Annotated in this window: 13 protein-coding genes; 4 read left to right on the forward strand and 9 right to left on the reverse strand. The window is 72.9% G+C overall.

The window, feature by feature from the left end:
• The first annotated feature begins 168 nt into the window (after positions 1–168).
• Both SLAV_RS13480 and SLAV_RS13485 read left to right on the forward strand, forming a co-directional pair.
• A complete protein-coding gene (locus SLAV_RS13480) occupies positions 169–1,587 on the forward strand; it encodes a zinc-dependent metalloprotease (protein WP_037686293.1) in 1,419 nt (472 codons plus the stop codon).
• Complete coding sequence (locus SLAV_RS13485; protein ID WP_030225895.1) at positions 1,584–2,114, forward strand: NUDIX hydrolase; 531 nt, start codon at positions 1,584–1,586, stop codon at positions 2,112–2,114. Before SLAV_RS13480 ends, SLAV_RS13485 begins: the two co-directional genes overlap by 4 nt.
• Before the next feature lie 72 nt (positions 2,115–2,186).
• On the opposite strand, the gene SLAV_RS13490 is transcribed toward SLAV_RS13485, so the two are convergent.
• From SLAV_RS13490 to SLAV_RS13505, 4 genes are all read right to left on the reverse strand, one after another.
• The gene (locus tag SLAV_RS13490; RefSeq protein ID WP_030225897.1) at positions 2,187–2,942 is read right to left on the reverse strand and encodes an AIM24 family protein; all 756 of its coding nucleotides are present in this window, start codon (positions 2,940–2,942) and stop codon (positions 2,187–2,189) included.
• A gap of 17 nt (positions 2,943–2,959) precedes the next feature.
• Positions 2,960–3,640 (reverse strand): AIM24 family protein, encoded by a 681-nt coding sequence (locus SLAV_RS13495; protein ID WP_030225900.1) that lies wholly within the window; start codon positions 3,638–3,640, stop codon positions 2,960–2,962.
• A gap of 29 nt (positions 3,641–3,669) precedes the next feature.
• Entirely contained in the window at positions 3,670–5,361 is a 1,692-nt protein-coding gene (locus tag SLAV_RS13500) for a TerD family protein (RefSeq protein WP_030225902.1), read from the reverse strand.
• Positions 5,362–5,493: 132 nt separating this feature from the next.
• Complete coding sequence (locus SLAV_RS13505) at positions 5,494–6,033, reverse strand: M48 metallopeptidase family protein (RefSeq protein ID WP_030225904.1); 540 nt, start codon at positions 6,031–6,033, stop codon at positions 5,494–5,496.
• A gap of 282 nt (positions 6,034–6,315) precedes the next feature.
• On the opposite strand from SLAV_RS13505, the gene SLAV_RS13510 reads away from it, so the two are divergent.
• Both SLAV_RS13510 and SLAV_RS13515 read left to right on the forward strand, forming a co-directional pair.
• A complete protein-coding gene (locus tag SLAV_RS13510) occupies positions 6,316–7,422 on the forward strand; it encodes a ThiF family adenylyltransferase (protein WP_030225906.1) in 1,107 nt (368 codons plus the stop codon).
• A gap of 138 nt (positions 7,423–7,560) precedes the next feature.
• Positions 7,561–8,889: an ABC1 kinase family protein gene (locus tag SLAV_RS13515; RefSeq protein WP_030225909.1), complete on the forward strand. Its 1,329-nt coding sequence runs from the start codon at positions 7,561–7,563 to the stop codon at positions 8,887–8,889.
• 31 nt (positions 8,890–8,920) lie between these two features.
• On the opposite strand, the gene SLAV_RS13520 is transcribed toward SLAV_RS13515, so the two are convergent.
• The 5 genes from SLAV_RS13520 to SLAV_RS13540 form a co-directional block, all read right to left on the reverse strand.
• Positions 8,921–9,127, reverse strand: a complete 207-nt coding sequence (locus SLAV_RS13520) for an ADP-ribosylation factor GTPase-activating family protein (protein ID WP_030225911.1) — start codon at positions 9,125–9,127, stop codon at positions 8,921–8,923.
• 123 nt (positions 9,128–9,250) lie between these two features.
• Positions 9,251–9,583: a putative WhiB-interacting protein gene (locus tag SLAV_RS13525; protein ID WP_030225914.1), complete on the reverse strand. Its 333-nt coding sequence runs from the start codon at positions 9,581–9,583 to the stop codon at positions 9,251–9,253.
• Positions 9,580–9,951 (reverse strand): WhiB family transcriptional regulator, encoded by a 372-nt coding sequence (locus tag SLAV_RS13530; RefSeq protein WP_030225917.1) that lies wholly within the window; start codon positions 9,949–9,951, stop codon positions 9,580–9,582. The genes SLAV_RS13525 and SLAV_RS13530 overlap by 4 nt, the downstream gene beginning before the upstream one ends.
• Positions 9,952–10,134: 183 nt before the next feature.
• The gene (locus tag SLAV_RS13535) at positions 10,135–10,452 is read right to left on the reverse strand and encodes a hypothetical protein (RefSeq protein ID WP_373915907.1); all 318 of its coding nucleotides are present in this window, start codon (positions 10,450–10,452) and stop codon (positions 10,135–10,137) included.
• A gap of 167 nt (positions 10,453–10,619) precedes the next feature.
• Positions 10,620–12,788 (reverse strand): ATP-dependent DNA helicase UvrD2, encoded by a 2,169-nt coding sequence (locus SLAV_RS13540; RefSeq protein ID WP_051840314.1) that lies wholly within the window; start codon positions 12,786–12,788, stop codon positions 10,620–10,622.
• Between the last annotated feature and the right edge of the window lie 174 nt (positions 12,789–12,962).

The raw sequence follows: 12,962 nt of genomic DNA on the forward strand, positions 1-12,962 counted from the left end.
CAGTAGGGACGCGTCGTGACGCGTACCCACCAGGTGATGTCCATCCTGCCGCAGCCCAGGAGTCGGCGGAGCACCGAGCCCGGAAGCGGGAGTGGTGTCTACGCTGGGTGTGTTGTCGGACCATTGCCCGTCGGCTCCCGCCGACGGCCCTACGAGCCGAGGAAACCCGTGAGCGACACCCCATTCGGATTCGGCCTTCCGCCGGAGGAGCCGGAGAACGGCGACGAGGGCAAGAAGGGCGGGCAGGGCGGTCCCGCGAATCCGTTCGGGTTCGGCCCTGGCGGCCTCCCCGGCGGTGCGGACAACCCCTTCGCCGCGATGTTCGGCTCGATGAACCCGAACGACCTCGGCGCCGCCTTCCAGCAGCTCGGCCAGATGCTGAGCTACGAGGGCGGTCCGGTCAACTGGGACATGGCCAAGGACATCGCCCGCCAGACCGTCGCCCAGGGCACCGCGGACGGTGTGAAGGACGTGAGCGTCGGCGTCGCCGAGAAGTCGGCCGTCGAGGAGGCCGTGCGCCTGGCCGACCTGTGGCTGGACGGGGTGACCTCCCTGCCGTCCGGCGCCAACGCGGCCGTGGCGTGGAGCCGCGCCGAGTGGGTCGAGGCGACCCTGCCGGTGTGGAAGGAGCTCGTCGACCCGGTCGCCGAACGCGTCGGCGCGGCCATGGGCAGCGTGCTGCCCGAGGAGATGCAGGCCATGGCGGGCCCGCTGCTCGGGATGATGCGCTCCATGGGCGGGGCCATGTTCGGCCAGCAGATCGGCCAGGCCGTGGGCACCCTCGCCGGCGAGGTCGTCGGATCCACCGACATCGGGCTGCCGCTCGGTCCGGCCGGGCGGGCGGCGCTGCTGCCGCTGAACATCGAGGCCTTCGGCAAGGACCTCGGCGTCCCCTCGGACGAGGTCCGGCTGTACCTGGCCCTGCGCGAGGCGGCCCACGCCCGTCTGTTCGCGCACGTGCCGTGGCTGCGTTCGCACCTGTTCGGCGCGGTCGAGGGCTACGCGCGCGGCATCAAGGTGGACACCTCGAAGCTGGAGGACGTGGTCGGCCAGCTCGACCCGTCGAACCCGGAGCAGCTCCAGGAGGCGCTCCAGGGCGGCATGTTCCAGCCGCAGGACACCCCGGAGCAGAAGGCCGCGCTGGCCCGCCTGGAGACGGCGCTCGCGCTGGTCGAGGGCTGGGTGGACGCCGTCGTGCACGAGGCGGCCAAGCCCCGCCTGACCTCGGCCGACGCGATGCGCGAGACCATGCGCCGGCGCCGTGCCTCGGGCGGCCCGGCGGAGCAGACCTTCGCGACGCTGATCGGGCTGGAGCTGCGCCCGCGGCGGCTGCGCGACGCCTCGCGGCTGTGGGCCTCGCTCACCGACGCGCGCGGTGTGGACGGCCGCGACGGGCTGTGGGAGCACCCGGACATGCTGCCGACCGCCTCCGACCTGGACGACCCGGACGGTTTCGTGCACCGCGAGCAGCTGGACTTCTCCGAGATCGACAAGATGCTCGGCGAGGCGGCCCGCAAGCACGACGAGGGCGGCGCCCGCGGCGACGACCAGAACGGCGACGACCAGGACGGCGACGAGAAGAAGTGAGCCTGCACGAAGACGCGGTCCTCGTCCTGAAGCGGTACGAGGCCCAGCCCGAGCTCCGCGACCTTTACCTGGAGCACCTGGCCGCCCACCCGGACGGGGTCTACAAGCCCTGCACCGCCGGACACGTCACCGGCAGTGCGCTGGTCGTCGACCCGCAGCGCGGGCGCGTCCTGCTGACCCTGCACAAGAAGCTCGGCATGTGGCTCCAGATGGGCGGGCACTGCGAGCCGGGCGACACCACGCTGGCCGAGGTGGCGCTGCGCGAGGCCGCCGAGGAGTCGGGGATCGCCTCCGGGCTGACGCTGCTGCCGGGCGGGCCGGTGCGCCTGGACCGGCATCCGATCCCGGCGCCGTGCAACTGGCACCTGGACGTGCAGTACGCGGCGCTGGCCCCGGCCGGTGCGGTGGCGGAGATCAGCGAGGAGTCGCTGGACCTGCGCTGGTTCCCGTACGAGGAGGTGGCGGCGGTGGCCGACACCTCGGTGGTGCTGCTGCTGGAGGCGACCCGGGCGCGCCTGGGCGCGTAGGGACGCCGGTACGGCGGAGGGGGCCGGTCCGGGCGGACCGGCCCCCTCCGCCGTCGCGCGGGGCGCGGTGGCTCAGTTCCAGGCGTTGTTCTGGTTCTGGGCGTGGGCACCGTGCTGGCCCATGCCGAACTGGGCGGCCATGCCCTGTCCGAGCTGGGCGTTCTGCGGCGGGAGCAGCTCGCTGGGCTGGACCAGGGCGAAGCCGGTGCCGAGGAAGCTGAGCTCCCAGCCCTCTCCGGTGTTGCCGCGGCGCCGCCACACGCCGGTGGAGTGCGTCTGGGCCTGCATCTGCACACGCAGCGAGGTGGACCAGGCGACGATGGCGTCGGCGTCGGCGTTGACGTACTTGTCGGGGGTGACCTGCATCATCAGCGGCTGGCCGGAGGTCATCAGCGCGACCTTGCCGCGGCCGGAGATGTTGAGCTGGTACTTGCCGGAGCCGGAGATGCCGTACTGGCTGTCGACGGCGATGGCCTCGGTGTGCAGGGTGGAGTCCAGGGCCAGCACGTAGCTGCTGTCGACGGTGAGGCCGTCCTGGTCCACGTCCACGACGTGCACGTACTGGGCGAGGTTGGCCAGGTAGACCGTGCCCTGCCCGGAGCAGCGCATCAGGTCCAGGCCCTCGCCGGTGCGGGCGCGGGCGGTGCGCTGGGTGGTGCTCTGGTACTCGCCGTCGAAGTCGACGATGCCCTGGTAGGCGACCATCGCGCCCTTGCGGGCGAGGACGTCGTCGGAGCCGGTCAGCGAGACCCGCAGGAGCTGCGGGTTCTGGACGGTGTACCGCTCCTGGGACTGCGCTTCCGCGTAGCCGAAAAGTGAGCTCTGCATGATGTGTCCGCTCCCCCTCAGCCCCGGGTCCGGAGCCGGTCGGTGCTGTCCTCGCTGGGCTGTACGACGACGATGCCCTGGCCGGAGAAGGCCATCTGGTAGGCCTCCCCGCTGCCCCGGCCGATCATCGACGAGGCCTTGAAGCTGCGCTTGCCCTTGACCTTGAGGTTCGGGGACCAGGCGACGAGCGCGTCCGGGTCCACGTAGGTCTCGTCCTCGCCGCGGCCGCAGTCGACGACGATCGGGGTGCCGCGGGAGGTGATGGCGACCCATCCGGTTCCGGACACCTGGACGTTGAACAGGCCCTGGCCGGCGAACTTCGCCATGCCCTTGACCCGCTCGACGCCCCACTGGAGGTGGGCGTCGAAGGCGAGGAGGTTGGTGCCGTTGACGGAGAGGGCGTCGTTGTTGAGGTTGACGCAGACGACGTCGGCGCCGTAGTCGGCGAGGTAGAGCAGGCCGTCGCCGGTGCACTTCATCAGCGGGGCGCCCTCGCCGGTCAGCCACTGCGAGGCCATCTGGCGCACGGCCGGGGGGTTGGGCTCGTACTGGACGAAGCCCTCGTAGGCGACCATCGAGCCGGTGCGGGCGAAGAGGTCCTGGCCGCTCTGCATGGCGACCTTGAGCATGGCGCGGCCGTGGTTCTCCATGCGGGCCGTGACGGGGGTGGGGGCGTAGCCCGCGAGCTGCTGGTTCATTGCGTTCATGGCGTTCATGTGGGGCTCCCTCAGACCTCGTACGGCTGGACGACGATGAAGTTGCCGGGAGCGCCGCGGAACTGGAGGTTCACGGTCTCCCCGCTGTGGCCGGGGTAGGCGTTGCGCCGCAGGCGCACCTGGCTGGAAATGATCACCTGGGAGGCGGCCGACCACGCGACGATGGCGTTGCTGTCCGCGAAGGTGGTCGGGGTGACGGGGAGGACGACGGGGGCGCCGTGCGTCTTGACGATCACCGTGCCGGAGCCCTGGAAGAGCATGGTGAACAGGGCGCCGCCGGGGATGCCGTGGCCCTCGATCCGGCGGACCTCGTGCTGGAGGGACTCGTCGAAGGCGAGGACGGACTCGGCGGAGACGCAGATGCCGTCGCCCTGGAGCTCGATGGCGTGCAGGTGGGCGCCGTTCTCGGCGAGGAAGACCTGGCCGCGGCCGCTGCAGCGCATCAGCTGCATCTCCTGGCCGGTGGCGTTGCCGACGATGCGGCCGGCGAAGCCCGCGCCCTTGTAGCTGAAGTCGACCTTGCCCTGGTAGAGGACCATGCTGCCCTGGCGGGCGAGGACGGGCTGGCCGCCCATCGCCAGGTCGACCCGCATGAGCTGCTGGTTCTGCGGGGTCCAGCGGGCGCCCGTGGGGGCTTCCTTGTACGGCTGGAGGGCGGCGGCGAGGCCGTGGCCGGCGGCCTGCGGGGCCTGGCCGTAGGGCGCCGGGGGCTGCTGGCCGTACGCCGGCTGCTGCTGGCCGTAGCCGGGCTGCTGACCGTACTGCTGGCCCGGGACCTGGCCGTACGGGGCCTGCGGCTGCTGGCCGTAGGGCGCGGGGGCCGGGGCCGGCGGGGGGACCTGTGCGCCGTACGAGGAGTGCGGCTGCTGCTGGCCGCCGTAGGAGGGCGGGCCGGGCTGCTGCGGCGGGTGGGGCGGCTGGCCGTACGGGGCCGCGGGCGGGGCCAGCGGGGCGATCATGGTCGGCTGGGAGTGCACGGGCGCGGGGGCCGGGGGCTGCTGCTGCGGCGCCGCGTAGGGCGCGGGCTGGGGCGGCTGGGGCTGCTGCGGCTGGGCGGGGGCGGCGAAGGCCGGGGCCGGGGCGGCCGTCTGCGGCGGCGGGGCGAAACCGGGCGCGGCGCTCTGCGGCGGGGCCTGGGCCGGCACCTGCTGCTGCGCCGGCTGCTGCTCCTCGTCCTCGGCGACCTCGCCGCCGAAGTGCTTCAGCAGGGCGGCGAGTCCGCCGTCGAAGCCCTGGCCCACGGCGGCGAAGCGCCACGCGTCCTTGAAGTAGAGGTCGCCGATCATCAGCGCGCGTTCGGTGCTGAACTCGGAGCCGGTGAAGGAGTACCGGACGACCTCCTCGCCGCCGGCCACGATCCGGATGTAGCCGGGGCCGATCTGCGACATCTGGCCGGCACCGTCGAGCGTGGCGCTGAAGGACAGCTTGCGGACGGCCGTCGGCACGCGGTCGAGGGTCACCCGGAAGGATTCCGTGTCACCGGCCTGCGGTCCGAGTTGCTGGATGGACTCCTCGGGCGATGCGGGCTGGTTGTAGAAGACGAAGTAACGGTCGTCCGAGAGCTGCTCGTTGGCGTCGAGGCCGAAGCAGCTGATGTCGAAGGTGAGCCCGGGCCCGGCGATCTGGACGCCCACGTACAGATCGGTGCCCGCCGTCAGATCACTGATCTTGGCCTTGTGGCCGCGTTGGAATTCCCTGGCCATACGTCCGACCGTCCCCCATCCCGACTGTGAATGCGTACCGCTGAATGCGTGCCGCTCAGGCTAACGGCTCCTGCGGACATCCGGCCAAGCCGGTACCGACCCGGTACACAAATCGCGTTCTGTGACAGAAGGTCATTCCTCGCGCGCGCCCGGAATCCGGGGGAGGCGTTCCGCGGCGACCACGCCTTCGAGGAATCCGCGGGCCCGCTCCGTCTTCGGGTAGGCGTCCAGCAGCTCCCAGAAGCGGGGGCCGTGGCCGGGCACCAGGAGGTGCGCCAGCTCGTGGAGCAGCACGTAGTCGACGACGTACTCGGGCATGCCCTGGAGGCGGTGGGAGAGGCGGATGCTGCCCTCGGACGGGGTGCAGGAGCCCCAGCGGGTGTTCTGGTTGGTGACCCAGCGGACCGAGCGGGGGCGGGCGCGGCCGTCGAGGTACTGCTCCGACAGGTGCCCGGCGCGTTCGGTCAGTTCCGTGTCGCCCAGGGTGCGTTTGCTCTCCTGGGCGGCGAGCTTGTCGAGCATGACGCCCACCCAGCGCCGCTCCTCGGCCTCGGACATCCGGGCAGGGATCAGCACGACCGTCCGGTCACCCTCGCGGTAGGCGGACACGGTCCTGCGGCGGCGCGCGCTCCGGCGGACTTCCACGGCGCGCTGGGGTGGGTCGGCGGACACGCCTCGAAGGTACCCGGTCGTCGTGGCGGAAGTCCCGCGCGTCCGCCGTTGGAACGTGAGCGGGGCGCGGGCGGCGGCGGAAGGGTCCTGAAGAAGGGTCCTGAAGGGGGCGCCGGGGACACCTCGTTATCCCTCTCATATGCCTAATACCCCTTGCCTGTGGACAAAATCCCGCACGTCCGGCGGAAGACGGGCATGGTGACGGAAGGAGAGAAGAGCGGGCGAGGCGGGGGCGGTGGTCCCCGGCCGCGCACCGGGACGCACCACGACGAGGGGGAAGCCGTGTATCCGAAGGTGAAGCCGGCCCTGGCACGGGCCTGGAGGGATCTGCAGACGGTCCAGTTCGGTGTGACGCCCGCGCACGCGGTGGTGCTCGGGCCGGTCGACACGGCCACGGGCGCGCTGATCGACCGGATCGACGGTACGCGGGGCATGGACCTGCTGCGGACCGAGGCCCGGGGGATGGGGCTGCCGGAGGGGCAGGTGGACGAGCTGGTGCGGCGGCTCGCGCGCGCCGGGCTGCTCGACGACGTCACCGCGGGAGGGCCGCGGGCCCAGGCGGTGCGGCGCCGCCCCGAGACCCTGGAGCGGCTCGGGCCCGATCTGGGTTCGCTCTCGCTGGTGCGCCGTGAACCGGGCGGTGATCTACGGGGCCTCGCGGCGCGGCGGGCGATACGGGTCCAGGTGCGCGGGAGCGGGCGGGTGGGGGCGGTGGTCGCCGCCGTCCTGGCGTCGGCCGGGGTCGGACGGGTCGATGTGCTCGACGGGGGCCGGGTGACCGCGGCCGACGTGGCGCCGGGCGGGCTCGGTCCGGCCGATGTGGGCCGGCTGCGGGCCGAGGCCGCGCGGGCCCTGGTACGGGGGTCGGCGCCGGGGCGGCCTCCGCGCACCGGGGATCCCGAGGGGCCGGAGCCCGGACCGGCGCTGGTGGTGGTCGCGCCCCGGGACGGGCTGCAGGCGTGGGCTCCCGATCCGGCCGCCGCGGCCGACTGGGTGGCCGCGGGCACCCCGCACCTGTACGCGGGGGTGCTGGAGGGGACGGGGCTGGTCGGCCCGCTGGTGCTGCCGGGCGCCACGGCCTGCGCCGGGTGCATGGAGCGCGAGCGCGTCGACCGGGATCCGGCCTGGCCGAGGATGCTGGTCCAGTGGCGGTCGGCGCACCGCCGCCGGGACTCGGGGGCCTGCGACGTGGGGCTGTCCACGGCGGTGGCGGGGCTGGCCGCGGCGCACGCCCTGGCCTTCCTCGACGGGGAGCTGCCCGCCTCGACGGCCGCCCGCTGGGAGGCCGCGCTTCCGGGGGCCCACTGGGAGCGGTCCCCGCTGCACCCCCATCCGGACTGCCCCTGCGCGGCGGCGCCCGCCGTGGCCGCCCCGGCGGTGCGCTCGTGAACGGCCGGAGTCGCGGCGGACCGGGGGCGGGTGCCCGGGTCCGCGGGCCGGGGGGCTCGTGACAGGATGCGTCGGGGGCCGAGGGGCCGTCCCGGATCCGCCGCTCGCGGCGCAGCCGTCTGGGAACAGGAGGGGCGTATGTCTGATCTTCCCCGGAAGGCGGTCACCCGTACCGTCAAGCTGGCCGCGCTGCCGCTCGGCATAGCGGGCCGGGCGACCTGGGGGCTGGGCAAGCGGATCGGCGGGAAGTCTGCCGAGATCGTCGCCCGGGAGCTCCAGCAGCGCACCGCCGAGCAGTTGTTCCGCACGCTCGGCGAGCTGAAGGGCGGCGCCATGAAGTTCGGGCAGGCCCTGTCGGTGTTCGAGTCGGCGCTTCCCGAGGAGGTCGCGGGTCCGTACCGGGCGGCGCTGACCAAGCTTCAGGAGGCGGCCCCGCCGCTGCCGGCGGCGCGGGTGCACCAGGTGCTGGCGGAGCGGCTCGGCGAGGACTGGCGGGAGCTCTTCGAGGAGTTCGAGGACAAGCCCGCCGCGGCCGCCTCCATCGGGCAGGTGCACCGGGCGGTGTGGCACGACGGCCGGCAGGTGGCGGTCAAGGTCCAGTACCCGGGGGCCGGAGAGGCACTGCTGTCGGACCTCAAGCAGCTGAGCCGCTTCGCCGGACTGCTCGGGCCGCTGATCCCCGGCATGGACATGAAGCCGCTGATCAACGAGCTGCGCGACCGGGTCGCGGAGGAGCTGGACTACGAGCTGGAGGCCGAGGCGCAGCGCGCGCACGCGGACGCCTTCGACGCCGACCCGGACGTGGTGGTTCCGGACGTGGTGTACCAGGGCGACCAGGTGCTGGTGACGGAGTGGATGGAGGGCGTCCCGCTGTCGGAGGTGATCGCCGACGGCACTCAGGAGGAGCGCGACCGCGCCGGGCAGCTGCTGGCCCGGTTCCTCTTCTCCGGGCCCGCGCGCACGGGGCTGCTGCACGCCGATCCGCATCCGGGCAACTTCCGGCTGATCGAGGGGGCGGACGGCCGGATGCGGCTGGGCGTGCTCGACTTCGGCACTGTCGACCGGCTGCCGGGCGGCTGGCCCAAGCCCATAGGCCGGTCCCTGCGGTTGACCCTGGACGGGGACGCCGAGGGGGTATACGGACACCTGCGTGCCGAGGGGTTCGTGAAGGAGTCCATCGAACTCGACCCGGAGGCGGTGCTCGACTACCTCAAGCCGATCATCGAGCCCGCCGAGGCGGAGGAGTTCACCTTCACCAGGCCGTGGCTGCGCGGTCAGGCGGCCCGGATCGCCGATCCCCGCTCCCCCGCGCACCAGTTGGGGCGGCAGATCAACCTGCCGCCCTCGTACCTGCTGATCCACCGGGTGACGCTGAGCACCATCGGGGTGCTGTGTCAGCTGGGTTCGACGGTGCGGCTGCGCGACGAGCTGGAGTCCTGGCTGCCGGGGTTCCTGCCCGAGGACTGAGTTCCGGGGGCGGGACCGGCGGCGGCCGGGGTCACCACCAGGCGGAGTCGAGGCGGCCCTCGATGGCCCGGAGGTTGGCCCGCGCGCAGTCCACGCAGAAGTACTGTCTGGTGCCGTTCTCCACCGAACAGGTCCAGGTCGGCGGGGCTCCGTCCGGGGAGCGTGCGCCGCAGCGCGCGCAGACGACGGGCCGGGCCCCGGATCCCGGCGGGTCGGGGTGGGGAGTCTGCTGGTCCACCTCCAGACGATATCCCCGCGGGGGGCGTCCGGGCTCCGCAACGCACCGGGGGGACCGGTCCGTTCGGACCGGTCCCCCCGGGGGCCGGGTCACCCGCTGGGTGACCCGGTGGCTCGGTGAGCCTCAGTGCATGACGGCCATGGCGAGCGCGCGCCGGGCGCGCATGGAGACGCGCTCGGCCCGGCGCTGCATGCGCCGCGCGGCGACCAGGCGCAGGGCGTGACGCTCGGCGTCCGCCTCACGCATGCGGTCGTCCATATGGGCACGGGCCAGGGCTTCTGGGATGAGTTGCATTTCGCGGGTCCTGTTCTGACGCGAGGTGATCGCGCCGGCGGTGATGAAGTCTGCGGTGGCGGAGCCGTGCGGCTGCTCGCTCGTGGTGGCGTAGGGGGACATGGGGGCCTGCTTCAGGGGGTCGCGCGTCAGGGGGCGGTCGATGGTTCCGATGGCGGTCATGCCGCTGCAACCGGGTTCTTGCGCGGACGGCCACGGGGACGCTTGCGCGCCACGACGACGCCCTGGACGAAGAGCTCTCCGCCCCAGACGCCCCAGGGCTCGCGGCGCTCCTGGGCGCCGGCGAGGCAGGCCTCGACCAGCGGGCAGGTGCCGCAGAGGGACTTGGCGTACTCGACGTCGGCCGGGGACTCGGCGAAGAAGACCTCGGGGTCGAAGGTGCGGCAGGGAACCGGGACGCCGAGGTTCTCGATGGCGTCGTCGAGCGCGGTGAGCGCGGTGAGGGGGGTCAAGGTGGAGTCCTCCGGGACTGCGGGCGGGGAGATCGTTCGGTTCTGCGGTACGGACGGGGCGTGCGCTTCGAGTTGCACGGTGTTTTCTTCCTCGTCTTGTTCGACTAGTCGTTCCGGCCGGTTGGCCGGTCGCGGCTTGGTACCTGGTCTTGCCAGTCCCGAGGCCCCTTCGCTCCGTCGTCCCCGTTCGGGGACAAACAGAAGGGCCGCGGATCCCGGGTGGGGTTCCGCGGCCCTGAAGGCGCCGGCCTGATCATGAGATCAGGCTGGATCACTCCAGGGTTCGAGCCCGCGGAAGGCCCACATCAGGTGGTGCTGCTGCTTCTTCGTCTGCGTCTGGGATCCGGCACCGGCTGCGGCCGCGAAGCCATAGGCGCCATGCGCCTGGGCTTCCAGTACTGCCACCGGTGCCTGGGTCGGTCGCTCATTGCGCTCGCTGACCGCAAGGGTCGCCAGCAGGGCGGGCCGGTCAGCGGAAATCGCGGACAGACCGGTACCCAGGAGGGAGACGGAACCGAGCAGGCAGGAAGCGTCGACCGAGCGATCGGTCATTTTGGTGAAGGTCATGAAGCTGGTCACTGGTCTCGCCTCCTCTCGGCGTCTCGGGGACTCGGCCCGAAGGCCCGTCCCATGCGTATTCGGATAAGTACAGCACGGATCCTGGGCTTCGGAGAAGCCACCGTTTCCGTTGCTAAGAACCTATGGGGATTCGCTGGGCATGTGCAAACTATTTTTCCGACGAGTTTCTACGCGTCGTCAGGATCCGCGCCCGCAGGCTCCTGGCCTGCGCAGATGGCCAGGACATCGGCTCCGTACCGCTCAAGCTTGCGACCACCCACGCCGGAGATCATCGAGAGCTGCCCCGCCTCGCCCGGCGCGGCCTCGGCGATGGCCATCAGGGTCTTGTCCGTGAACACGCAGTACGCGGGCATCCCCTGGAGCTTCGACTGGCCGGCGCGCCAGTCGCGCAGCCGCTCGTAGAGGCCCTCGTCCATGTCCGACGGGCAGTCCTCGCAGCGCATCAGCTTGATCTCGCCGGCCTCGGTGAGGGTCCTGCCGCAGACCCGGCACAGCGCCGGTCCGCGGCGGCCGCGCTTGCGGGCCGCTCCCGCCTCGGGCCCGCCCGGCCGGCTGCCGAGGGCCGCCGAGCCCGGCCGCAGGCCGTTCAGGAAGCGGCTGGGGCGACGGGAGGCCCGGCCGCCCGGAGCCCGGGAGAGCGCCCAGGAGAGGGTCAGGTGGTGCCGCGCGCGGGTGACCCCGACGTACAGGAGCCGGCGCTCCTCCTCGACCTGCTCGTCGGTCTTGGCGTAGGTGATCGGCATCATGCCGTCGGTGAGGCCGACCAGGAACACGGCGTCCCACTCCAGGCCCTTGGCGGCGTGCAGCGAGGCGAGGGTGACGCCCTGGACGGTCGGCGCGTGCTGGGCGGCCCTGCGCTCGTCGAGCTCGACGACGAGGTCGGCCAGGGTCACGCCGGGCCGGCTGCGGGCGAAGTCCTCGGCGAGGCGGACCAGCGCGGCCAGGGACTCCCACTGGTCGCGCACGGCTCCGGAACCCGTGGGCGGCTCGGTGGTCCAGCCGGTGGAGCTGAGCACGGCCCGGACCTGGGAGGGCAGTTCCACCACGTCCTGCAGGAGGGGGTCGTCGCTGCCGCCGGACCGTGCGGATCCGCGCAGGGCGAGGACGGCCTTCTGGACCTCGGCCCGCTCGAAGAACCGCTCGGCCCCGCGCAGCTGGTACGGGACCCCGGCGTCGGCCAGGGCCTGCTCGTACACCTCGGACTGGGCGTTGATCCGGTAGAGGACGGCGATCTCCCCGGCCGGGACGCCGGCCGCGATCAGGTCCCGGACCCGGCCGGCCACGCCCTCGGCCTCGGCGGGCTCGTCGGGGTACTCGGCGTAGACCGGGTCGGGGCCGGGCTCGCGCTGGGAGACCAGTTCCAGGCGGTGCTCCGCGGCCCGGCCCCTGGCCTGGCCCAGCAGGCCGTTGGCCAGGTGGACCACCTGGGGGGTGGAACGGTAGTCGCGGACCAGCTTGACGACGGTGGCCTGCGGGTAGCGGGTGCGGAAGTCGAGCAGGTGGTCGGGGGTGGCCCCGGTGAAGGAGTAGATGGTCTGGCTGGCGTCGCCGACGACGCAGAGGCTGTCGCGGTCGCCGAGCCAGAGTTCGAGCAGGCGCTGCTGGAGCGGGCTGACGTCCTGGTACTCGTCCACCACGAAGTGCTGGTACTGGGCGCGGATCTGCTCGGCGATGTCGTGGCGGTCCTGGAGGACGCCGACGGTGAGGAGCAGCACGTCCTCGAAGTCGATCATCCCGCGGTCGCGCTTGAGTTGCTCGTACGTGCCGTAGATCTGGGCGATCTCGGCCAGGTCCCGGGGTGCCTCGCGGCCGGCCTTGAGGGCGGCGGCGGGGTAGTCGGCGGGGACGGTCTGGGTGACCTTGGCCCATTCGATCTCGCCGGTGACGTCGCGCAGCTCGTTGCGGTCGAGGCGGATGCGGCAGCGGGCGCCGGCCTCGGCCACGAACTGGATCTTGCGCTCCAGGAGCCGGGGCAGCTCGCCCCCGACGGCCCGGGGCCAGAAGTACTGGAGCTGGCGCAGGGCCGCGGAGTGGAAGGTGCGGGCCTGGACCCCTCCTGCGCCGAGGGTGCGCAGGCGGCCGCGCATCTCTCCGGCGGCGCGGTTGGTGAAGGTGACGGCGAGCACGCTGGCGGGCATGAGCATGCCCGAGCGGACCCCGTACGCGATGCGGTGCGTGATCGCGCGGGTCTTGCCGGTGCCGGCGCCGGCCAGTACGCACACCGGGCCGCGCAGGGTCGTGGCGACCTCGCGCTGCTCCGGGTCCAGGCCCAGGAGCACGGCGTCCGCGGCGTCTGCGTCGGCCGGGGAGACTGAGGAGTGCGTTGCTGCTGTCACCCCGCCATGCTGCCAGGTCCCGAGGGGCGGGCGGGAAAACCGTCCACAGGCGAGGGGCGTCCTTCATACCGTCACACCGGCCCCACCAGCCGGAGCGTCCGCGGCAGTCGGATCCGTCACACCGGCCGTCCCGGCACCCGGACCGGGAATGGGCCGGGGACGGGGGACGTTCGA

It is taken from the genome of Streptomyces lavendulae subsp. lavendulae, assembly GCF_002803845.1.
Classification (GTDB): domain Bacteria; phylum Actinomycetota; class Actinomycetes; order Streptomycetales; family Streptomycetaceae; genus Streptomyces; species Streptomyces lavendulae.

Coding starts and splice junctions, on each gene's coding strand:
- SLAV_RS13515 (WP_030225909.1), top strand. CDS start 7,561: ATGTCTGATCTTCCCCGGAAGGCGGTCACCCGTACCGTCAAGCTGGCC.
- SLAV_RS13495 (WP_030225900.1), bottom strand. CDS start 3,640: ATGAACCAGCAGCTCGCGGGCTACGCCCCCACCCCCGTCACGGCCCGC.
- SLAV_RS13490 (WP_030225897.1), bottom strand. CDS start 2,942: ATGCAGAGCTCACTTTTCGGCTACGCGGAAGCGCAGTCCCAGGAGCGG.
- SLAV_RS13500 (WP_030225902.1), bottom strand. CDS start 5,361: ATGGCCAGGGAATTCCAACGCGGCCACAAGGCCAAGATCAGTGATCTG.
- SLAV_RS13525 (WP_030225914.1), bottom strand. CDS start 9,583: ATGACCGCCATCGGAACCATCGACCGCCCCCTGACGCGCGACCCCCTG.